Source organism: Nocardia sp. NPDC004340 (genome assembly GCF_053602575.1).
The window spans coordinates 818,118-839,965 of record NZ_JBSGDW010000004.1 but is presented as its reverse complement, the minus strand read 5'-3'; the positions used below and the strand labels follow the sequence as shown (position 1 = coordinate 839,965).

At 69.1% G+C, this 21,848-nt stretch carries 20 protein-coding genes; 12 read left to right on the top strand and 8 right to left on the bottom strand.

Annotation, left to right across the window (positions count from 1 at the left end):
• Positions 1–48: 48 nt before the first annotated feature.
• On the bottom strand, positions 49–615 hold the full coding sequence (locus ACWEOI_RS20510; protein ID WP_433672380.1) for a DJ-1/PfpI family protein: 567 nt from the start codon (positions 613–615) through the stop codon (positions 49–51).
• 56 nt (positions 616–671) lie between these two features.
• Positions 672–2,120, bottom strand: a complete 1,449-nt coding sequence (locus ACWEOI_RS20505) for an ABC1 kinase family protein (protein WP_452360591.1) — start codon at positions 2,118–2,120, stop codon at positions 672–674.
• A gap of 142 nt (positions 2,121–2,262) precedes the next feature.
• Between ACWEOI_RS20505 and ACWEOI_RS20500 the strand changes: the two genes are divergently transcribed.
• Positions 2,263–3,039 carry a GntR family transcriptional regulator gene (locus ACWEOI_RS20500; RefSeq protein WP_433672382.1) on the top strand — a complete coding sequence of 259 codons (777 nt, stop codon included), beginning with the start codon at positions 2,263–2,265 and terminating at the stop codon, positions 3,037–3,039.
• A gap of 403 nt (positions 3,040–3,442) precedes the next feature.
• On the opposite strand, the gene ACWEOI_RS20495 is transcribed toward ACWEOI_RS20500, so the two are convergent.
• Complete coding sequence (locus ACWEOI_RS20495; protein WP_433672383.1) at positions 3,443–4,702, bottom strand: KasA/KasB family beta-ketoacyl-ACP synthase; 1,260 nt, start codon at positions 4,700–4,702, stop codon at positions 3,443–3,445.
• Between the two features lie 248 nt (positions 4,703–4,950).
• Between ACWEOI_RS20495 and ACWEOI_RS20490 the strand changes: the two genes are divergently transcribed.
• Positions 4,951–5,925 (top strand): oxidoreductase, encoded by a 975-nt coding sequence (locus tag ACWEOI_RS20490; protein ID WP_452360590.1) that lies wholly within the window; start codon positions 4,951–4,953, stop codon positions 5,923–5,925.
• Positions 5,926–6,051: 126 nt separating this feature from the next.
• Here ACWEOI_RS20490 and ACWEOI_RS20485 read toward each other — a convergent pair whose 3' ends face one another.
• Positions 6,052–6,564: a mycothiol transferase gene (locus ACWEOI_RS20485; protein WP_433672385.1), complete on the bottom strand. Its 513-nt coding sequence runs from the start codon at positions 6,562–6,564 to the stop codon at positions 6,052–6,054.
• Positions 6,565–6,608: 44 nt separating this feature from the next.
• Positions 6,609–6,884, bottom strand: coding sequence for a YggT family protein (locus ACWEOI_RS20480; protein ID WP_357096495.1), 276 nt, complete (start codon positions 6,882–6,884; stop codon positions 6,609–6,611).
• Between the two features lie 171 nt (positions 6,885–7,055).
• Here ACWEOI_RS20480 and ACWEOI_RS20475 point away from each other — a divergent pair, with 171 nt between their 5' ends.
• On the top strand, positions 7,056–7,310 hold the full coding sequence (locus ACWEOI_RS20475) for a hypothetical protein (RefSeq protein ID WP_452360589.1): 255 nt from the start codon (positions 7,056–7,058) through the stop codon (positions 7,308–7,310).
• A 16-nt stretch (positions 7,311–7,326) separates the two neighbouring features.
• Here ACWEOI_RS20475 and ACWEOI_RS20470 read toward each other — a convergent pair whose 3' ends face one another.
• Complete coding sequence (locus ACWEOI_RS20470; protein WP_452360588.1) at positions 7,327–8,196, bottom strand: lysylphosphatidylglycerol synthase transmembrane domain-containing protein; 870 nt, start codon at positions 8,194–8,196, stop codon at positions 7,327–7,329.
• A gap of 391 nt (positions 8,197–8,587) precedes the next feature.
• Here ACWEOI_RS20470 and ACWEOI_RS20465 point away from each other — a divergent pair, with 391 nt between their 5' ends.
• The 5 genes from ACWEOI_RS20465 to ACWEOI_RS20445 all read left to right on the top strand — a co-directional run bounded on the left by ACWEOI_RS20465 (position 8,588) and on the right by ACWEOI_RS20445 (position 13,235).
• Positions 8,588–9,568, top strand: coding sequence for an acyl-ACP desaturase (locus tag ACWEOI_RS20465; RefSeq protein WP_433672388.1), 981 nt, complete (start codon positions 8,588–8,590; stop codon positions 9,566–9,568).
• 113 nt (positions 9,569–9,681) lie between these two features.
• Entirely contained in the window at positions 9,682–9,990 is a 309-nt protein-coding gene (locus ACWEOI_RS20460; RefSeq protein WP_433672389.1) for a hypothetical protein, read from the top strand.
• 80 nt (positions 9,991–10,070) lie between these two features.
• Positions 10,071–11,744: an alpha/beta hydrolase gene (locus ACWEOI_RS20455; RefSeq protein ID WP_452360587.1), complete on the top strand. Its 1,674-nt coding sequence runs from the start codon at positions 10,071–10,073 to the stop codon at positions 11,742–11,744.
• A gap of 291 nt (positions 11,745–12,035) precedes the next feature.
• The gene (locus ACWEOI_RS20450; RefSeq protein ID WP_452360586.1) at positions 12,036–12,683 is read left to right on the top strand and encodes a hypothetical protein; all 648 of its coding nucleotides are present in this window, start codon (positions 12,036–12,038) and stop codon (positions 12,681–12,683) included.
• An 87-nt stretch (positions 12,684–12,770) separates the two neighbouring features.
• Positions 12,771–13,235, top strand: coding sequence for a DUF2231 domain-containing protein (locus ACWEOI_RS20445; RefSeq protein ID WP_452360585.1), 465 nt, complete (start codon positions 12,771–12,773; stop codon positions 13,233–13,235).
• A gap of 68 nt (positions 13,236–13,303) precedes the next feature.
• Here the strand turns inward: ACWEOI_RS20445 and lexA are convergent, their stop codons facing one another.
• Complete coding sequence (gene lexA, locus ACWEOI_RS20440; RefSeq protein WP_433673302.1) at positions 13,304–13,996, bottom strand: transcriptional repressor LexA; 693 nt, start codon at positions 13,994–13,996, stop codon at positions 13,304–13,306.
• Between the two features lie 318 nt (positions 13,997–14,314).
• Between lexA and ACWEOI_RS20435 the strand changes: the two genes are divergently transcribed.
• The 3 genes from ACWEOI_RS20435 (at position 14,315) to nrdR (ending at position 16,703) form a co-directional block, all read left to right on the top strand.
• Positions 14,315–14,719 carry a hypothetical protein gene (locus ACWEOI_RS20435; RefSeq protein ID WP_452360584.1) on the top strand — a complete coding sequence of 135 codons (405 nt, stop codon included), beginning with the start codon at positions 14,315–14,317 and terminating at the stop codon, positions 14,717–14,719.
• 178 nt (positions 14,720–14,897) lie between these two features.
• A complete protein-coding gene (locus tag ACWEOI_RS20430; RefSeq protein ID WP_452360583.1) occupies positions 14,898–16,121 on the top strand; it encodes a hypothetical protein in 1,224 nt (407 codons plus the stop codon).
• Between the two features lie 105 nt (positions 16,122–16,226).
• Complete coding sequence (gene nrdR, locus ACWEOI_RS20425; protein WP_357096465.1) at positions 16,227–16,703, top strand: transcriptional regulator NrdR; 477 nt, start codon at positions 16,227–16,229, stop codon at positions 16,701–16,703.
• Positions 16,704–16,814: 111 nt separating this feature from the next.
• Here the strand turns inward: nrdR and hrpA are convergent, their stop codons facing one another.
• Positions 16,815–21,077: an ATP-dependent RNA helicase HrpA gene (hrpA, locus tag ACWEOI_RS20420; RefSeq protein WP_452360582.1), complete on the bottom strand. Its 4,263-nt coding sequence runs from the start codon at positions 21,075–21,077 to the stop codon at positions 16,815–16,817.
• A 138-nt stretch (positions 21,078–21,215) separates the two neighbouring features.
• On the opposite strand from hrpA, the gene ACWEOI_RS20415 reads away from it, so the two are divergent.
• Entirely contained in the window at positions 21,216–21,845 is a 630-nt protein-coding gene (locus ACWEOI_RS20415) for a Pr6Pr family membrane protein (RefSeq protein WP_433672396.1), read from the top strand.
• Positions 21,846–21,848 lie beyond the last annotated feature (3 nt).

Below are 21,848 nucleotides of genomic sequence, written 5' to 3'. Positions count from 1 at the left end.
GTAGCGGCCACATTCCGATGGATGCATAGACTCGGTCTATGCCCTGGTTCAGTGAACCGATGGGGCCGCCTTGCGCAGGACCTCCAGGAACGCGCGCATCCACTGCGGATGGTCGGGCCAGGCGCGGCCGGTGACCAGATTGCCGTCGACGTGATCCGGGCTGTCGACCCAGCGGCCGCCCGCGGCGGCGATATCCGGTTCCAGCGCCGGGTAGGCGCTCGACGAGCGGTCGCGCAGCACCCCGGCCGCGGCGAGGATGAGCGGGCCGTGGCACAGGGCGGCGATCGGTTTGTCGGCCTGCGCGAAGTGCTGGACGATGCGACGGCAGTCCGGATCGCCGCGTAGATACTCCGGCGCGCGGCCGCCGGGCACGACCAGGGCGGCGTACTCGGCCGGATCGACCTCGCCGAACGCCAGGTCGGCGGGCCAGGTGCGGCCGAGCTTCTCGGTATAGGTGTCGAAGCCCGCGGTGAAATCGTGGACCACGAACTGGAGTTGTTTGCGTGCGGGAGCCGCGATATCGACCTCGTACCCCTCCTCCAGCAGCCGCTGGTAGGGGTACATGACTTCGAGGTCTTCGGCGGCATCGCCGGTGATCAAGAGCACCTTCGTCACGGCGCACCTCCCAGTCGATGGTATCGGGATCGGCTGCGCGCCTACGGGTTTTCGGTTCAGCCGACGATCCGGGCGCGCCGATCGTTCGGCGCCGGCCGCAGGTGGCGCACCACCGCCAGGTCGGCAGGATCGGCCTGGCGGGTGTCGTAGCGGTCGAACACCGCGGCCAGTTCCGGTGACCAGCGGGCGAATTCGGCGCGGATCGGGCCCTCGGTCTCCAGCTGGCACACCACGCCCAGCGCGGTGAGGAAGCAGCGCGCGAAGGGGGTGAAGTAGGCGGGCATGTCCAGTTGGCGGTGGACGTTCGAGAGCCGGGGCGCCAGCACCGAGCGGACGTGGCCGCGCAGCCAGGCGGTGGTGAGGCGGAAGGTGGGCACGGTGAGCGGCTCCCCGACGGCGTCCAGCCCCTCGGCGAGCGCGGCCACGTCGTAGTCGCGGCCGGGCCGGACGAAGCCGTGGCGGCGGACCGCCGCGTCCAGTTCCGGGATGCCGCCGTTGAACGCGGCGTCCATCACCTCGCCGACCAGTTCCTCGAACCCCGGGGGCGGCCAGGGCGTGCAGGCCCCGAAATCCACCACGCCCAGCCGCCCGTCCGGGAGGATCCGGAAATTGCCCGGGTGTGGATCGCAGTACAGCAGGCCGGTGCGGGTCCACGCCGAGAGCAGGAATCTGATGATCAGCATGCCGGCCCGGCTGCGCTCGGCGGGCGTGCCCGACTCGATGATCCGCGAAACCGGTGTGCCGGTGAGCCATTCGGTGACGATCACATCGCCCTGCTGGACGATCACGTCCGGGACGGCGAAGTCCGGGTCGCCCGCGTAGGCCTGCGCGAAGCGGCGCTGATGTTCGGCCTCGGCCACGTAGTCGAGTTCGTCGGCCACGCAGGTGCAGATGGCCTCGGTCACCGCGGGCACGTCCGCGCCCGGCGCGAACACCGTGGCCAGCACCGAGAGTCGGCGCAGCTGTTCGAGATCGGCGAGCACCGCGGCGTGCGCGCCCGGATACATGACCTTCACCGCCACCGGGCGGCCGTCGCTCCACACCGCGCGATGCACCTGTCCGATCGAGGCGGCCGCCGCGCGGCGGTCGTCGAATTCGGTGAACCGCGAACGCCACTGGTCGCCCAGGCCCGCGACCATCGCCTCGTGCACGGTGGCGGGCAGCATGGTGGGCACCGATTCCTGTAGCTGGGTCAGCGCGGTCCGGTAGGGCGAGGCGATCTCGGCGGGCAGGGCGAGTTCGTAGAGCGAGAGCAGCTGGCCGAGTTTGGTTGCGCAGCCCTTCAATTCGCCGAGCACCTCGAAGATGTGCTGGGCGGTGCGCAGCCGGATCTCGGAATCCACCTCGGCGGCCGAACGGCCCAGGGCACGCTTGCCGACGCCGGCGGCCTGGCGGCCCGCGAATGCGACCGGGAGACTGGCGATCCGGGCATTGCGGACGGCAGCGCGGATCGGCGGGCCGCCGGGGTCGCCCGCTGTCCGTTCCCGGATTCGCCGAATCGACATTGCTCACCCCATTGTGTGCGCGGCAGGGCCATCGAGTGCACGGCAGCGTCAGGGTCTGCGGAATAGCCCATGCACGTGCAGTTTGGCACACCAGAGCTTAAACTGTCTGGGACGTATCCGAAAGTTGTCGAAAGGTGACGGGATGGGTGCCCAGACGGTCGTGGCCGATGTCGCCGACGAGCTTGCTCGCCGCGTCGCGACCGGGGAATACGCACCCGGAGACCTGATGCCGTCGGTTCGCCAGGTCGCCGAGGAATTCGAGATGAACCGGGCCACGGCGCAATTGGTGCTGGGCCGGTTGGAGTCCTACGGCTTCGTCGACGCCCACCGCGGCCGCGGGTTCAGCGTGCGCGACGTGCGCCGCGCCGGCGGGGTGGACGTGTACCGGCGGCTGTTCCGGCTCAGCCTGCACGCGCCCGAGGTCGCCTCGGAGATGTTCGGCAATATCGTGGCCGCCGAACGCGCCATCGTGCTCGACGCCCTGCTCGACTACACCGCCGCCGAGCGCGGCATCGCGCCCGCGGAACTGACCGCCCGGGTCGACGCGCTCGAAACCGAGGCCCGCGCCCCGGAACCCGACCGTGCCCGCCTGCTCGACATCGAACTCGGCTTGGTGCGCGCGATTCTCACCGACCTGGGCCACACCATGCAGCGCGCGGTGCTGAACTCCGTGGGGGAGATGCTGTTCGAGGTGCCCGAAGCGGTTGACGCGTACTTCGCGGTCGCCGCCGATCTGCACGTCCTGATGTGGCGCGCCCTGCTCGCGGTCTGGGAAACCGAGGGTGGACCCTCACCGGCCCAATTGGCGCTGTTCGAGGACCTGTTCGCGATGTACCACGACAAGGTGCTGGCCCGCTTCGACGAATCGGCGGGGCTGGACCCGGATGCGGGGATCCGTCCGCACAGCGCGACGGCTTGAGCGTCGCGCTGCGCCGGACTCCACACTGCGCCGACCCACGAAATGGGCCGGGATCTCGGGCAATACGGGCAGATGTCTCAGACGATCAGCCTCCGGCGAGCATGGCCGCCGCCACGAGTGCGCTGATAATGGCTAGCGCCAGCACCGCGAGGATCACCCGGGCGCTCTGGGTGGGTGGTTCGGCGGGCGGTTGGTCGGCCATGCGTTCATCTCCCTCGTAGGTAACGGGTCGTGCGCGGCTATCGTATTCCGGCGGCTCCCAAGATGTTTGGTGTCCCCCGGGTTCCGGCATAAACACTGCCATTTCCCCGGCCACGCCGGGGAAACCGGGGTGGCTGAATACGAAACGCACGACCCGCTGACCTACGGCCCGCCGGACGCCCGTGGCGCCCGACTGTACCGGTCAGTAACGACCGAACAACACCGCCGCATTGTGCCCGCCGAATCCGAACGAATTGTTCAGCGCGAACTCGACTCCGGTCTTGCGTGGCTGTGTGTGCACCACATCCAACTCCACGTCCGGATCCTGATTCTCCAGGTTCAGCGTCGGCGGAATCACCTGATCACGCAGCGTGAGCACCGAGATGATGGCCTCCAGTGCGCCGACCGCGCCCACCGAATGCCCCAGCGCCGATTTGGGCGCGTACACCGACGGATGCGTGCCCACCGCGGACGCGATCCCCTTGGCCTCGGACAGATCCCCGATGCTGGTTCCGGTGGCGTGCGCGTTCACGTGATCCACTTCCTCGGGCCGCACGCCCGCGGATTCGATGGCCCGGCGCATGGCCCGCGCGCAGCCCGCGCCCTCGGGGTCCGGGGCGACCATGTGATAGCCGTCGGCGGTGAGACCGGCGCCCAGCAAGCGGGCCAACGGCTTCGCGCCGCGCGCCCGCGCGTGATCCTCGGATTCGACCAGCAGCAGCGCGGCCGCTTCGCCGAAGACGAAACCGTCGCGGTCCCGATCGAAGGGGCGGGAGGCCCGTTCGGGTTCGTCGAGCCGGGTGCTCAGGGCGCGCGCCATCGAGAATCCGGCGATGGCCACCGGATTGATGTAGCCCTCCACGCCGCCCGCCACCACCATGTCGGCCTCGCCGAGCACGATCGAACGCCAGGCGTGCACCAGCGCCTCGTTGCCGGAGGCGCACGCCGAGACCGGGGTGACCAGGCTCGCGCGCGCCCCGATCTCCAGGCCGACCACGCCGGAGACGCCATTGGGCATGGACATCGGCACCGCGAACGGCGAGACCTTGCGGTAGCCGTGGTCGCGCATGGCGTCATTGGCGTCCACGATGGTGTCCGCGCCGCCGAGCCCGGTGCCGATGCACACGCCCAGGCGGTCCTTGTCGACTTCGGGGTTGCCCGCCGTGTTCCACAGGCGTTTTCCCATCACGTACGACATCTGCTGCACGTAACACATGCGGCGCTTCTTGACCCGATCGAGTTCGCCGGTCGGATCAGCCGCGAGTTTGCCACCGATGGTTACCGGCAGGTTCAGCCTGGTGATTTCCGGGTCGTCGAGGGTGCTGATGCCACTGGCTCCGGACAAAAGTCCCTGCCAGGTGCCCTCGGTGTCGGGCGCGATCGAGGTCGTCATCTCCACGGCGGTGACCACGACATTTCGGAATCCGCCATTCCGGGTGGAGAATTCTGCGAGGCTATTCACTTTTCGCGTGTCCTTTTCGGCCAATTGGCATGTCCTGCAGAGAATTCGCGAGCGACTGCGAGGTTAACCCGAGAATCGCCAGAGTGTGGCACCGACACTCAGAACCGGTAAGTAACCTGCGTGGGCCTCCGATCGAAATGCGACCGACCGGATTCGGACGGATTTCCGGCCGCCCGCTCGACTGTCGCGGCCCGGCGGCTCCGGGTACATTGTCTCAGACGGAGATTCGCTGCAAGGAGACCGATCGCATGACCGAGGCCCCGCACCGGCCCACCGTGACCAGCCCGCCCGTGATCGCCCGCCGCTGGACCATTCACGACATCCCCGACCAGACCGGCCGCACCGCCGTGATCACCGGCGCCAACAGCGGACTCGGCCTGCGCACCGCCGAAGCCCTGGCCGGCAAGGGCGCGCACGTCCTGCTGGCCTGCCGCAACGAGATCAAGGCCGCGGCCGCCCTGGAACAGGTCGGGGCCGCCGCCACCGGACCGAAACCCGAAGTGCTGCCACTGGATCTGGCCGACCTCGCCTCCATCCGCCGCGCCGCCGACCACCTCGATGTCCGCGGCACGCCGATCGACATCCTGGTCAACAATGCGGGAGTCATGGCCCTGCCGCGCGACCAGCGCACCGCCGACGGATTCGACGCCCAGTTCGGCACCAATCACCTGGGCCACTACGCGCTGACCGGATCCTTGCTGCCGCTGCTGCTGCGCGCCCCCGAACCGCGGGTGGTGACCGTATCGTCCATCGCGGCGTGGGGCGGGATGATCAACTGGCTGGATCCGAACTGGCGGCGGGTGTACGTGCGCTGGCTGGCCTACAGCCAATCGAAACTCGCCAATCTGCTGTTCACCGCGGAACTGCACCGCCGGGCCGGGGCGGCGGGGGCGAATCTGACCGCTGTTGCTGCGCATCCGGGTCTGTCGGCGACCAATCTGTATACGTCCACACCGGAAAGGGGTGCGGCGGCGGCCCTTGCGGCGGTGCAGCAGCGAATGCTGTTCTCGCTGGCCCAATCCGACGCGAAGGGCGCGCTGCCGCAGCTCTATGCCGCCACCACGCCGGGGCTGGCCGGAAACTCCTACTGCGGGCCCGCGTTCGAGACGTTCGGGTATCCGCGCCGGACGCTGCGGAATCCGCTCGCCTACAGCCGTTTCCAGGCGCGGCGGCTCTGGGAGTTGAGCGAGAAGCTGACCGGCGTCACGTACGCCTGGTCCTGATCGTCACGCCCTCCGGCCCGGAATCGACCCCCACGAATTGCCTGGTCCTCCCCAGTCCGCCGGCCCCGCACCATCGAGTCGGCGTCGTCGCGAAACAATGTGCCGCAGAACTGGATTGGTGACCGCTCACCGGCGGCGCAGGAGCATTCCCCTTACGTAGGCGGCTTGGCCCGCGTGCTGGATGTCGTCGTCGACGACGCTGATGAGACGGACTCCGAGGGTGACCGGGGGATCCCAGCGGGTGTCGACGATGCGGGGGAGATCGGCGTCGGTGAGGGTGGAGACGTAGGCGATGGTGGCGGCGTGCACGGCGTCGTAGTAGGCGAGCAGGAGGTCGGCGGGGACGTCGGCCAGGGCCGCGACGTCGGTGGGGTTCTGCGCGTAGCCGGTCGCGGTGTCGTCGAAGGGGAGAGCGAAGCGGGTCGACCAGCCGCCGGCGGTCCAGAGTTGGTCGGTGGCGGCGACGTCGGCGATGTGGTCGTCCTGGACGCGGGTGAGGTGCCAGATCAGCCAGGCGATGGAGTTGGCGTCGCCGTCGGGCTGGATGCCGAGTTCGGCCTGGGTGAGGTCGGCGACGGCGCCGTGGACGTTCTCCTTGATCCGGCCGAAGGCGTCCACCAGCAGGTCAGCGCTTGTCATGGTGCGATCCGATCGTCGAGGTACGCAGGATGTTCCGGGGCTTGCTAGAGGCTGAAAGCGATCGCGCGCAGCACCAGCACGGCGATGAAGACGACCGTGAAGGCCAGGTCGATCTGGACGCCGCCGAGGCGAATCGGCTTGAGGACCCGGCGGACCGGGGCGATCACCGGCTCGGTCAGGCGGTGCACGACATCGCGGGCCTTGCGCAGCGCGGGCGGGGTGTCGCCGAGGACGCCGATCCAGTCGATGATCAGGCGGGCGATCAGCAGCAGCATGAACAGCGTCAGGGCGAGCCCGAGCAGTGAACCTAGGAAAGACATGGCGGACTCCTTCTTCGTGGCCGGCCTTACGTCGATCAACGCCCGACGTGGGTCGAAAGTGCCCCCATCGTCGACCATGACCGTCCGGTTCGCAGGGCGGGCTCGCCGGAGCCGTGCGAGAATCTGGGCTGCTGTTCGCCCAGCTCACCCGCGATCGCACAAGGAGTCCACGTGCGCATGAAGTATCTGGTCGGCCTGCCGGTGGCCGTCCTCTCGCTGACCCCGGTCGTCACCGCCGTCGACGCCGCGACCGCCCAGGCCGCCGCGCTGACCTGGACCTGCAATGCCCAGACCTGGGACGGCCAGACCCTGCCCACCCTCACCGTCGACGCCAAGCGCGGCAAGCATCAGGCCGCGGGCGTCGCGCAGACCAAGTGGGGCGGCATCGCCAAGTACGCGACCATCGACTGCAAGCCCAACAACTGAGCCCGGACCCGTCGCGTCAGATGGCGCGGCGGTGGTTCAGATAGGCGAAGGAGGCGAGACCCAGCGGGATCTGGCACCAGAAGGTGAGGAGCCGGAACCCCAGGGCCGCGCCCACCGCCACCCCGGCGGTCAGTCCCGCGACCGCGGTGAGGCCGGCCGCGATGGTGATCTCCTTGGTGGCCACGCCGTTCGGGGACGGCAGCAGCGGCGCCAGCGCCACGGTCACCAGTTCCACCACGAAGGTGTCGGGCAGACTGAGATTCGCCCCGACTGCGTGCAACACCGCCCACAACGCCACCACCATGAGCAGCGGCTGCACCAGCGCGCAGATCCACAGCGCCGCGGCCCGGCGCGGCCGGAAAGCGGTGGTGGCCACGGACTTCCACGCGAACTCGGCATCCGAACGGGCATGCCGCAGCCGTGCGGGCAGTCGCCGCCAACCGCCCTGTGTGGCCACTCGGCGATGCAGGACCAGACCCGCCACGGCCGCCGCCACGCCGGCCGCGATCAGCGTGACGATCATGATCAGCGCTGTGCGCCAAGGATTCTCGCCCACCAGGTGATGCCACGTACCCGACATTCGCGCACCGAGGTCGTGCCAAGGGGGTTGTGCGCCATTGCGACTCATCAGACTCGGCGCGGCCAGCACCGCGACCACCACCAGGGGCACCCGGACCATGAGCGCCGCGAATCCCATCAACCCCATGGACGCCATCGCCCCGGTATGACTGAGCCCGGTCCGGCGCAGGAATCGCAAGCGCAGCAACAGTGAGGCCGCGGGCACCAGCCCGATAGCGGGCACCGCCAGCTGCAGGGCGAACAACTGCCCGGTGGTCGGCCGCGCCGGGATGGAGCCGCGCGCAACATGGAAACCGAGGTGGGCCACAGGGCGAGGGTGGCGAGCGCGGCGACCAGCAGCCAGCGCGGGTCCGCCGCGGCGAGGGCGTGCACTCCGGTCAGGACCGCGTCCCGCTGCCAGACGGCCGCGGCCGCCACCAGCAGGGTGCACACGACGGTCGGCAGGGCCTTCCTCGCCGCTGCGGGAACGGCCGCCATCCGCCTCTCCTCAGGTATCGCAGACGTAATTTCCCCGGTGAATCGCATACGCGGGGGTCAACATTAACGCGGTCGGAGGGCCGTGACCAGGGTTGTCCGAATAGTCCTGTGCGCCATCGGCAACGGAACGGTCGTCTTGTGAACGCGCTCCGGTGATACGCCGTATACCCGAGTAGGCTCACGAACGGATGGGGAGACAAGTCGTAATACAGGGACACGACATGACTAAATCCATGATCACCGAGACCCCCGGGGCCGGCTCGATGACTCCGGTGGAGTTGCTGGTCGAACTCGAACCCGTGGCGGAAGCGAATCTGAACCGGCATCTGGGGCTGGCCAAGGAATGGCATCCGCACGATTACGTGCCGTGGGACGAGGGCCGCAATTTCGCCGCCATGGGCGGAATCGATTGGGAACAAGATCAATCTCGGCTCAGTCCGGTCGCGCGCGCCGCCATGGTCACCAACCTGCTCACCGAGGACAATCTGCCCTCCTATCATCGGCTGATCTCCCACGCCTTCTCCCGCGACCGCGCGTGGGGCGCCTGGGTCGACCGCTGGACCGCCGAAGAGAATCGCCACGGCATCGTGATCCGCGACTATCTGATCGTGACGCGCGCCGTCGATCCGGTCGCACTGGAACAAGCCCGCATGATCTGCCTCTCCCAGGGCATCGACGACCCGACCGGCACCGGCGACAACACCATCCTGCACGGCGTCGCGTACGTGACGTTCCAGGAGCTGGCCACTCGCGTCTCGCACCGCAATACGGGCAAGGCCTGCCACGAACCCCGCGCCGACCGCATGCTCACGCGCATCGCCGCCGACGAGAACCTGCACATGGTCTTCTACCGGAACATCTGCGCGGCGGCCCTGGACCTGGTTCCCGACGACGCGCTGGCGGCCGTCGCCGCGGTCGTCGAGAACTTCCGGATGCCCGGCGCGGGCATGCCCGAGTTCCGGCGCAACAGCGTCCTCATCGCCAAATACGGGATCTACGACCTGCGCCAGCACCTCGACGAGGTGGTCATGCCGGTGCTGCGCCACTGGAACATCTTCGATCGCACCGACTACTCCGGCCGCGGCGAGCGGATCCGCGACAACCTGGCCGCCTACGTGGAGCGGCTCGGAAACGACGTCCTGCGGTTCGAGGAACAGCGCGACCGCGCCCTGGCGCGCGAGGCCGCCCGCCGCGAGAAGTGAGCTCCCGGCGCCGAATTGTGAACAGCCACCGCGCTGTCCACAGCGCGCCGTTCTCACCGAGCCCACCCGGTCGCCCGCCGCTAGGGTGTGGTGCACGGACGACAGGGGGAAACATGGCGGACATGCTGCGCGCCGACATCACGGCGCTGCGCATCATGGCGGCGGGTCTCAGGGGTGAGGCCGACGCCGTCACGAATATCGACCCGGTGGATCTGATCGCGAAAGTCTCGCAGGCCATGCCCAATTCGGCCATCGGCGCGGCCGCGGTCACTGTCGGCGAGCCACTGCTCGCCTCGCTCGGGCACACCGCGGATCGGCTCCGATCCTTCGCCGATACGGCCGATCAGGGCGCCACCACCTACGAGGCCACCCAGCTGGCGCTATCGGCCGAGCTGGACGGGTACCTGCACGCCACCTCCTGACCGTCGGCGTCCAGCCTCGACCGGCACGCATTGCCATGAAGCAGGTTCGGTAGGGGATCCGGTCACGGGCAGGAGGGACAGTGGCGCGAGCGAGCCTGTCCCAGGTGTGCGGGTGGGATCCCACAGCCGCCGACCGTGCGAGTGCCGCTGTGGTGGAGGCCGATTCGTCGTTCTCGGCAGCGCAGACACGGGTGGCGCGGGCGGTCGACACGGCCATGGCCGGGTGGCTGGGCGCGGCCGCGACTGCCGCGGCGGTGCGGGCCTTGGCGTCCCAGCTGGCGGCGAACCATATCGGCGCGGCGCTCATCGAGGTCGCGGACGCGTTCGCCGAGGCCGGCGCACTCGATCGGGTGTGCGCGCTGGTCGGCCACATCCGCGATGAGGCGCGCGACACCGGATGCCGGATCGCCGAGGACGGCACGGTCACCGGACCACACTCCCAGATCGGAGACCTGGCGCTGGACTTCATCTTCCAGGCCGGGTTCGACGCGAAGGCGCTGGCCTTGCAGGCGAGGCTGGTGCCGCTGCTCGACACCGCCGGGGAGATCGACGAGCGGGTCGGCACCCGGCTCGCCACGGCCGCCATGGCGCTGGCGGAACTGCGGGCGGATCCGAGCGGCGGTGGGCCGAGTACCCGGATCAGCGGGTTCCTCGACGGGACCGCGCTGCTGCCGGAGGATCCGCAAGCGCTGGGTGCGCTGTGGAAGTCGCTCGGCCCCGCGGATCGCGATGAGCTGTTCGCGGCCGATCCGCTGATCGGGAGTCGGGACGGCCTGCCCGCGCTCGTCCGCGACCACTACAACCGGGTGGTCCTGCGGAAACTGCGCGCGGACGCGGTGGCGGGGGACCGGCGGTTGGTTGACCGGCACCCCGACTGGTATCGCGGTCGGAATCTGCCCACCAGCAGCGGGGATTGGACGCGGCTGCGGGCATGGGAGGCGGCGCGTGCCGAGGCGCTCACCAGGGTCGCGGGATACGAGGCGCTGGAGCGGCAGCTCGGTCCGGTGCCGGGCGGCCGCCTCCTGCTCGCGCTCGATACCGCCGGGCACGGCGCGATCGCGCTGAACAATCCGGACACCGCCGCGAATGTGGCGACCTTCGTGCCGGGGACCGGCTCACCGCTCACCGCCATCGGGGTCGGGGTGCGGCGGGTCCGAGCGCTGCTGGGCGCCGCCGAACGGTCCGATCCGTCTGCCCGAACGTCGGTCATCGCGTGGTACGGCTATGACGCACCGCCGGATCTGGCCGGGGCGCTGGGGGATCGGCGGGCTGGCGCGGGCGCGCTCGCACTGGATCGGTTCGAATCCGGACTGCGGGCAAGCCATCTGGGCCTCGCGTCCCATCAGACCGTTCTCGGCCACAGCTATGGGAGCACCGTGATCGGTGCGGCCGCCAGTGGAGCGAACACGCTGGCCGCCGATGACGTGGTACTGGTGGGAAGTCCTGGGATAGAAGTTGACAATGTTTCAGAATTGCGTCTGATGGGTATTCCGGCGGGCCACAACAGCGGGCATGTCTATGCCACTGCCGACCCCGCAGACCCGGTTCCCGTGTTCGGTCAATTAGTACACGGTGTAAACCCGGTCGATCGCGAATTCCGCGCAACGGTTTTCACATCTTCCGGGGCCACTCTCGGCCTGCCCGTGTTGCGGGCCTTGCCATTCGATGTGCTGTCACACGGAAACTACTGGGAGCCGGGCAATCCGGGCCTTCGCATCCAGGGTGACGTCATTGCGGGCCGCTATCGCCAATGAGGCCGAGCGGCCTGTTCGTTGCGCCGAGATAGCCGCAACTGCGGGTAGCGGATTCGTTGCGGACCATGCCGTACCACTACTCTGGGCGGCCGACCAAACTAGTTTGAAACGGTTGGGTTCATGCTAGGGTTTCGTGAAGTTGGAGTGGGAAGTCGGAGACAAATGCGCACTGAGAACATCAATAGGAAGTTCAAACTGCATGACGAGCGCAGGATTGCCGCCCAACTTCCTGAGCAACTTCTTGGTTTGGATGTTGTCGGATTTGGGAAACCGGATGAGTTTCCGGGCGAGTTGCTGAACTACTTCGGCGAATTCGCGAACGGCTCGATCCCGCCGCGCTCGCGCATCTACCGCAATGCCCAGCCCAATCTCATCGATGCCTGGCTGCTGGAGCTGTTGCGCGGCGCCCGGATCGGTGACCGCTTCTACCTCCGCACCGGACTCGAGTACTTCCCGTGGGCCGACTGCCGCGTGCTCGACCACCGCTGGCTCGAATCCCTGCGCCGGGTGCTGGGTACCAATCAGGGTTACATGGCGCACGACAAGAGCTCGGCCGTCATGACCCTCGGCACGCAGTACGAGGTGCTCGGCTTCGTGGCGGGCGCGGGCCTGCCCGGCGCCGCCGACGCCGGCCCGGCCGAGGATGTGCCGACGCGCCGGATCGTGCACGCCCCCGCCGTGGTGGCCGTCCATGATCTGACCCCCGCCGCCGCTCTCGCGGGCCCGCCCGACGTGGCCGCCGCCGCGGTGCCGGATCTATCGATCCCGCAGGTCACCGAGGTGATTGCGGCTCCCGAACCGGTCGTCGCGCCCAGCCCGGAGCCGGAAGCCGCAGCGCCGCGCGCCGCCGAATCGGCGGCCGCGGAATCGGGGGCTCCGGCCGACGAAGCGCCCACCCAGCTGCTGACTCGCATCGTGGAGCCGGTCGAAACCGACTGACCGCGCGGCTCGCGATCGAACCGGACGGGCCCGGCGAACGTTGTACTGAGTACGCCGGGCATTCACCGAGTTCGAAAGAGCCGCTCTATGTCGACAATCAATGGGCTGCCCGCCCATGTCCTCCTCGTGCACGCGGTGGTGATACTGGTCCCGCTGACGGCGGGCCTGTTGATCCTGTGCGCGGTGTGGCCCGCGGCCCGCACCCGGCTGATCTGGCTCGTGGTCGTGCTGACCGTGCTGGTGACGGTGCTGACTCCGATCACCGTCGACGCGGGGGAGTGGTTCCAGCGCCAGCTGGGAATGCCGCCGCTGCTCGATGAACACGCGCGGCTGGGGAAGCAGATGCCGTACTTCGTTGCGCCACTACTGGTTCCGGCCGCGCTGCTCGCCTTCGTGCAGCTGCGGTCCCGGCGGGAACGGCCGGTGGGCAAGGCGCTGGTGGTGGTGATCGCGGTGATCGCGCTGGCCGCCGGCGGGGCCGCCACCTGGCAGACCTTCCGGGCCGGGGATTCGGGCGCGCACGCGGTGTGGAACGGCGTGGTGAATCACTGAGTGAGCGACTGTCGTGACCCGGCGGCCGGTCTGCGGGGCGGCCACCGAGTCACGGCAGTGCGGCACGGTCAGATCTTGCGGATGACCGTGACGACCTTGCCGAGTACCTGGGCGTCATTGCCCGGGATCGGCTCGAACAGGGGATTGTGCGGCATCAGCCACACCTGGGAACCGGTGCGCTTGAAGGTCTTCACGGTGGCCTCGCCGTCGATCATGGCCGCCACGATGTCACCGTTGTCGGCGACGTTCTGCTGGCGCACGACCACCCAGTCGCCGTCGCAGATGGCCGCGTCGATCATGGACTGACCGACGACTTTCAGCAGGAACAGCGAACCCTCGCCGACCAGTTCGCGCGGCAGCGGGAAGACGTCCTCCACCGCCTGCTCGGCCAGGATCGGGCCACCGGCGGCGATCCGGCCCAGCACCGGGACGTAGGTCGGGATCGGGTGATCGTCGGAGGACTCCGCCTCCGCATTGACCGCGCGAAGTTGCGACACGCCGCCCGCGGCGCGCACCGCCGTCTCGTCCAGGCCCCGGACGTCCACGGCGCGTGGACGATTCGGGTCGCGGCGCAGGTAGCCCTTGCGCTCGAGGGCTCGGAGTTGATGCGCCACCGAGGAGGTGGAGGTGAGGCCGACGGCATCGCCGATCTCTCGGATGCTGGGCGGGTAGCCGCGGTCGTGCACCGAGCTGCGGATGACCTCCAGGACCCGGCGCTGGCGCACGGTCAGATCGGCGCCGACGCCGGACGATTCGGACAGGGGGCCGTTACCTTCGGGACCAAGGGGTCCGTTCTCACCGTCCACGCCGCCGTGTTCGCTCACCGCCGCCGTCCTCCGTTCACTGCTGTCGCTCACCGGAATTCGTTCCCGCACGCGCCGTGTCGTACGTCCGGGCAACTCGTGACTCGACTGTAGACCGTGTGACGCGTGTGATCAAACATCTGTTCGACGCATGTCGCGGAAATCAGTGACATTGCCGGTCCGCCGTGGTAGAAATTCGAACATCAGTTCATCGAACACATGATCGAGTCAGTTGTCCAGCACTCTGCGGCCCGCCCTACCCTGGAGGTTACTTCGATGCGCGCCATGGTCAGCGAGATCGACACTCTGGAAAGCGATTTGGGATTCGACAGCCTCCCGTCGGAGCTGCGTTCCGATCGGTCCCCGGTCACCCCGTCCGGGGCTTCGGCACACCTCGTCCGGAACCGCCGGCCCTGTCGGGCGCGCGTGCGGCCGATGCCTCGCGCGGGTGTTCGAACCGATCATGTCGTCGTGCGACACGCCGCGGGACGCGCCCGTGGATTGCATCCGCTGGACCGGGTGCAGCGGGCCCAGAATGGTCTCGCCGCGTTGGCGATCACCGCGCTCGTGAGCGCTCTCGCTGTGGCCGGACTGATCGGTCTCGCGCAATTACGCTCCGGTGACTTCGATTCGCAGACCACGCCGCCCACGGTGCAGCTGGTGCAGCCCCCGGTTCGGTAGCAGTGGTGATGCTCGGCCGATTGCCCGGTCGTAGCCGGTTTCCGGGATAGGGATCCCCGGCCATGACGTGGCCGAAATTGCAGATTGAAAACTGAAACGTGTTGCTACCGTCCCCCTGAATGTGACAGAGGCTACATCCGCGCGACCGCACGGCGGCGCGCGAGCGACAGGGGGCGTAATGCCGAGAGTTCGAGGGTTGGTCCGGGTGGCCGGAGTGCTCACCTGCCTGATGATCGGGTTGGTGACCGCCCCGGCGGTGCACGCCGAAGCCGGGTACGCCGAATATCTGGACCTGCCATCGGTGAACGGGGACGGCGCGGCGGGCGGCGGCTTGAATCCCGCCCTGCCCCTGGACCCCGACACCCTGCGCGGCGCGCTCGACGCCGCGCGGGCGGCGGGGGTGCAGCCGCGGCACTACGCCACGCTGCTGCACCAGTACTGGCTGGTGGTCGCCACCCGCAATGCCGAGATCGACCTGGCCGGGTGGGATCCCGGGCTCGGCGTCGCGGCCAATACCGCCACCTTCACCCAGGTGTACGTGAACTACCTGCGGCTGAACAACTCTCACCCGGATTACTGGTGGACCGGCCTGGCCGGATTGGCCGGCGGCTCCTTCGCCTCGGGCTTCTTCGACATGGGCGACGTGTCCGCGATCGTCAGCGTGCCGGGCATCCATCAGCTCGGCGACGCGGTCGCCGACCTGTTGCGGGGCACACCCGCGCCGCTGCTCGACATCCTGCCCTCCGACATTCGCACGCTGGGCACCGAGGGGGAGCGGCTCACCGCCGACGACCTGGCCTGGTATCAGACCCGGCTGATGATCATGCAGAAGCACATCTTCATCGACCAGGTGCCCATGCACGAGGCGTACGCCGCCGCGGGCACGGCCGGGGTCGAGGAGATGTACCAGGCCGGGGTGCTCGACGAGAACGCCATCACGGCCTGGCGGGAACTGGCCGGTGGCACCCAGGAAGGGCTCGCCGACGCCGCGCTGCGCATGACCGACCGGGAACAGAACCAGATCATCGCCGACCAGTGGGATGTCACCTCGCACGGTCGCGGGGCCATGGGCCGGGTGCTGACCTACGTCAGCACCATCGCCGGAAAGGCCGCCGTCCCCGGCGTGCGGGCTCCCGGCGTGTTCGCGCCCACCAGCCTGACGTCGGGAACCATGTCGCTGCGGGCCCCGCTGCCCGACTTCAACTGGGCCGACCGCGACACGCGGTGGAACTACATCACCAACGACCTGCTGCCCCGCTACCTGGAGCTGTGCGCGAACCCGGCCGTCGCGAGACCGGTTCTGGCCGAACCGTTCTCCGCCAAATTGGTCCAGGGACGGCTCGTCCAGCGGCTGCCGGACCTGCTGGCCGACATGACCTCGCAATGGCGGTTGACGGCCTGATTCGGCGACGCCGACCCGGGCGGACGCCGCTGACGGCGTCCGTCACGGTATCCTCGAGATTGCTCGAGGTTGCTGTGGAACCCAGGCATCGACGAAGGATCCCGGATGCATTGCCCGTACTGCCGCCATCCCGATTCGAGGGTGGTCGACTCGCGTGAGGCCGAGGAAGGCACCGCCATCAGGAGGCGACGTGCCTGTCCGGAATGTGGGCGCAGGTTCACCACCGTCGAAACCGCCATCCTGTCGGTGGTCAAGCGCAGCGGTGTCACCGAGCCGTTCAGCCGCGAGAAAGTGATCCGCGGCGTCAGCCGCGCCTGTCAGGGCCGTGAGGTCGACTCCGACGCCCTGAACCTGCTCGCCCAGCAGGTGGAGGATGCCGTGCGGGCCAAGGGTTCCCCCGAGGTGCCCAGCCACGAGGTCGGTCTGGCCATCCTCGGACCGCTGCGCGACCTGGACGAGGTCGCCTATCTGCGCTTCGCGTCGGTGTACCGATCCTTCAGCTCCGCCGAGGATTTCGAGCGCGAGATCGCCGATCTCCGCAAGCACCGCGACGAGCACGCGGTCGGGGCGGCCGCGGAATAGCCGATCGTCCCCGCGGGGCACCGGCCCCGCGTCCCACCGATTCACGGTCCGGCCCCGAGCAATTCGGAGCCGGACCGATCTATATCCGACCGCGCTTCCGAGCTGTGTTCGTCAGCGCTTCTGCGGTGGGCGGCGTGCGGCGTCGATCGCCTTCTCGATCCGCTTCGCCGAGACCGGATACGGGGTGCCCAGCTGCTGGGCGAACAGGCTGACCCGGAGTTCCTCGATCATCCACCAGATCTCGACGATGTCGCGGCCGCCGCGACGGCCCTCGGGGAGGTTGGCGACCAGCCGGTCGTAGGCCGCGTGCACGCGATCGAGTTCGATCATGCCCGCGCGGTCCCGGTTGGCGGCGGCGGGCAGCGCCTCCAGCCGCAGCCGGGCGGCCTCCAGATACCGTGGCAGTTCCCGCAATCGGGCGCTGCCCCACTCGGAGATGAAGCCGGGGAAGATCAGATCGTCGAGCTGGTGGGTCACATCGTCGGTGGCGTCGCGGTCACGCGAGTCGGCGAGCGCGGCGCGCACCCGATGCGCCTCGGCCAGCACCGGAACCACCGAGCGAACGATATTCGCCACCGCCGTGGTGAACCGCGGGCGGACCTTCTCCACCAGGGCCTGGAACTGCTCGGGGCTGCGCACCGGCCCGCCATGGGCGGCGATCAGTTCGTCGGCCGCGCAGGCGCGGCAGTCCTCCACCAGGGCATCGAGGGTGCCGTACGGATTCTGGCTCAGCGCAAGCCGATCCGTGGGCGGCAGGCCCGCGGTGACGGCGCGGGTGCTGGTGGTGATCGCGCCCAGCAGCAGGGCGCGGGTGCCGGTGCGCATGGCGGTGGCCTGCTCGGCGGGGGAGCTGAGCACCCGCACAGCCACGCCCTCGGACTCGGCGACCAGGGCCGGATAGCCGGTGATGGTCTGCCCGCCGACCTGCCGCTTGACCGCGGACGGCAGCGTGCCCAGGGATTCGGAGGTCCACACGGCGGCCGGGGCCCGCTCGGCGGCATTGTTGGCGCGCGCGACCGACTTCGAGACCTGTTCGGCGAGACGGGTTTTCAGCTCGGCCAGACTCTTGCTACGGGCCACGATCGTGCCCGAGGGGTCGACGGCGGCGAAGGTCATGCGCAGATGGTCGGGCAGGCCCGCCGGGTCCAGCATGGCGGCGGCGATGGTCACCGAGCCGAGCTGGGACAACTCCCGCGCCAGGCCGGTGCGCAGCGGTTCGGCGCGCGGGGTGAGGCGGTCCAACGCGGCCTTGGCGAAGTCCGGGGCCGGAACCACGGTGCGGCGCAGCTGTTTGGGCAGCGTCTTGATGAACGCCGCGGCCAGCTCCTCGCGCATACCCGGCACCAGCCAGTCGAAGCCGACCGAGCGCACGTGCGCCAGCTGGGCGATCGGAATGTGCACGGTGACACCGTCGTCGGCCTGGCCCGGCTCGAACTGATAGGTGACCGGGAAGGTCAGCTCGCCCTGACGCCAGCTGTCGGGGTAGGAAGTCGGATCCAGCAGGGCCGCATCCTCGTTCACCACCGTGGAGGCGGTGAAGTCGAGCAGGTTCGGGTCGGTGCGCTGGGTCTTGCGCCACCAGCTGTCGAAATGCCGCACCGAGACGATGTCCGAGGGAATGCGCTTGTCGTAGAACTCGAACAGCACCTCGTCGTCGACCAGGATGTCGCGACGCCGCGCCCGATGCTCCAGATCGGCGACATCCTCGAGCAATTCGCGATTGCGCGCGAAGAAGTCGTGCTTGGTCTGCCACTCGCCCTGCACCAGCGCGTGCCGGATGAACAGTTCCCGCGACAGCTCCGGATCGATGCGGCCGAAATCCACCCGGCGCTGGGTCACCAGCGGAATCCCGTACAGCGTGACCCGCTCGTAGGCGGCCGCCGCACCCCGCTTGGCCGACCAATGCGGTTCCGAGTAGGTGCGTTTCACCAGATCCCCGGCCAGCCGCTCGGCCCACTCGGGTTCGATCCGCGCCGCCGTCCGACCCCACAGCCGGGAGGTCTCCACCAGCTCGGCCGCCATCACCCACCGCGGCGGCTTCTTGGCCAGCGACGACCCGGGGAAGATCATGAACTTGGCATTGCGGGCCCCGAGGAACTCCCGGCTCTCGGCCTCCCGCACCCCGATGTGCGACAGCATGCCCGCCAGCAGCGCCTGATGGATCGACGTCACATCCCAGGGCAGCGAGTCATCCGCGAGGCCGGCCTTGGCTGCCAGCGATTCCGCGAGGCCGCGCCCGCCGGAGCCGGATGCGCCGCTGCCGGAGCCGCCGCCGCGCCCGGACCGTGCGCCCCGAGCCGCGTCGCCGGCGGCAGACGAATCGCCCACGGTCCTGCCGCCCGCGCGCCCTCCGCGCCCACCGTCACGACCGCGCTCGCCATCGGCGCGCTGTGTGCCGCCGGACCCGCGTCCGCGGCGACCACGGGTGGCCTCGCCACCATCGTCGGATCCGGTTGCGGTGCGGTCGAATTGGGTGTCGGAGCCCTCGGTGTTCCAGCCCAGGCCACGCGTGATGGTGCGGAGCTGGCCGTGCAGGTCCTGCCATTCGCGGATGCGCAGGTAGTGCAGGAACTCGTCGCGGCACATGCGGCGGAACTGGTTGGAGGACAGGGCATTGCGCTGTTCGCGCAGGTAGTCCCACAGCCGCAGGGAGGACAGGAAGTCCGAGCCCTCGATGGTGAAGCGGGCGTGCTTGGTGTCGGCGGCCTGCTGATGCTCGACGGGCCGTTCGCGGACATCCTGGATCGACAGGGCCGCCACGATGATGAGGACCTCGGCCAGGCAGCCGCCGCTATTGGCCTCCACCAGCATGCGGGCCATGCGCGGATCGACGGGGATCTGCGCCATCTCGCGGCCGATGGGGGTGAGGACGAGCCCGGCGTCCGGGATCTCGCGCCGCGCGGAGGCGTCGGCCTCGGCGCGGGCGAGCGCGCCGAGCTCCTCGAGCAGGGCGATGCCGTCGCGGATGGCGCGGCCGTCCGGCGGTTCGACGAACGGGAACCCCTCGATGTCACCGAGTCCGAGCGCGGTCATCTGCAGGATGACGGCGGCCAGATTGGTGCGCAGGATCTCCGGTTCGGTGAACTGCGGCCGGGATTCGAAGTCGTCCTCGGAGTACAGGCGGATGGCGATGCCGTCAGCGACACGGCCGCAGCGGCCCGACCGCTGTCGTGCCGAGGCCTGCGAGATCGACTCGATCGGCAGCCGCTGGACCTTGGTGCGCATGGAGTAGCGCGAAATACGCGCCGTGCCAGGGTCGATCACGTACCGGATGCCCGGCACCGTCAGCGAGGTCTCGGCCACATTGGTGGCCAGCACCACGCGCCGCCCGGTGTGCGCCTCGAACACCTTGTGCTGCTCGGCCGCCGAGAGCCGCGCGTACAGCGGCAGGGTCTCGGTGCGCGGCAGGCGCAGGTCGCGCAACGAATCGGCGGTGTCGCGGATCTCGCGTTCGCCGGACAGGAAGACCAGGATGTCGCCGTCGCCCTCGGCCTGCAGTTCCCGCACCGCGTCGCCGATGGCGTCGGTGGGGTCGCGGTCGACGATCGCGGTGTCCTCGTCGTCGGGATCCTCGGAGGTGACCGGAACCTCCAGCGACAGCGGCCGATACCGGACCTCCACCGGATACGACCGGCCCGAGACCTCGACAATCGGTGCGGGCGTGCCGTTCTCGTCACTGAAGTGCCGCGCGAACAACTCGGGGTCGATGGTCGCCGAGGTGATGACGATCTTCAGATCCGGCCGCTGCGGCAGCAGCTGCTTGAGGTACCCGAGCAGGAAGTCGATATTGAGGCTGCGCTCGTGCGCCTCGTCGATGATGATCGTGTCGTAGCGGCGCAGCAGCCGGTCGCGCTGGATCTCGGCGAGCAGGATGCCGTCGGTCATCAGCTTCACCAGCGTGCGATCCGACGCCTGATCGGTGAACCGGACCGTGTAGCCGACCACATCGCCGAGCTCGGTGTTCAGTTCCTCGGCGATGCGCTCGGCGACCGTGCGCGCGGCCAGTCGCCGCGGCTGGGTGTGGCCGATGGTGCCGCGAATCCCGCGCCCGAGCTCCAGGCAGATCTTGGGCAGCTGGGTGGTCTTGCCGGACCCGGTCTCACCGGCCACGATCACGACCTGGTGCGCGGCGATGGCCGCGGCGATGTCGTCGCGGCGCGCGGAGACCGGTAACTGTTCGGGGTAGGCGATGGCCGGGACGGCGGCCCGGCGGGATTCCACCCGGCGCTGGGCGGCGTCGAATTCGGCTTCGAGGGAGGTGAGATCGCCGCCGCGGGCCTTGTCGAGCCTGCGACGCAAGCGATGTTCGTCGCGGATCGAGAGATCGGCCAGGCGGGAACGAAGCTCGCGAGAGGTGGCGGCGGTCCTGGTCATTGCACTGTCAACGATAGCGAAGAGTTGGTCCGGACCGGTCGCCGCGGTCTCGGATCGCCCGGCCGGGGGCTTGCCGGAAGTGTGCCGCATCGGCGTATCGTCCGCATTCGCGCGGTTCCCCGTGCGACGATCTGGGCCATGGTCGTCAGAGGTGGTACGCCCTTGTGGATCCGGGCGCTGCGCATCGTCTTCGCAATCGTGGGCATCGTCGCGCTGGTCTGGATCCCGCTGCGGAACCTGGATAATCCGAACTACTCGTACCTGAACTTCTTCAGCTACTTCACCATCCAGTCCAACATCATCGGCGTCATCGTGCTGCTGGTCGGCGGCCTGCGCGACCCCGAGGGCCGCGGCTGGGAACTGGTGCGCGGCGCGGCCACCCTCTATCTGACGATCACCCTCATCATCTACGCCGTGCTGCTGTCGGACATCGACGTCCAGCTGACCGAGAAGTGGATCAACGACATCCTGCACCGGCTGATCCCCATCGTGCTGATCGCGGACTGGTTGCTGGTGCTCGCCCCCGGTATCAAGCCGACCGTCAAACTCATCCTGGGCTGGCTCGCCTTCCCCTTGGCCTACGGCGCGTACGTCCTGATCCGCGGCCCCTTCGCCGACTGGTACCCCTATCCGTTCATCGACCCGCGCGAGCAGGGCTACGGCTCCCTGACCATCGGCCTGGTGGTGATGGCGGTGGTCTTCGCCATCCTCGGCGTCATCGTGGCCGCGGTGACCGGCGTGGTACCCCGGGCGGTCGCCCGCCGCTGACCC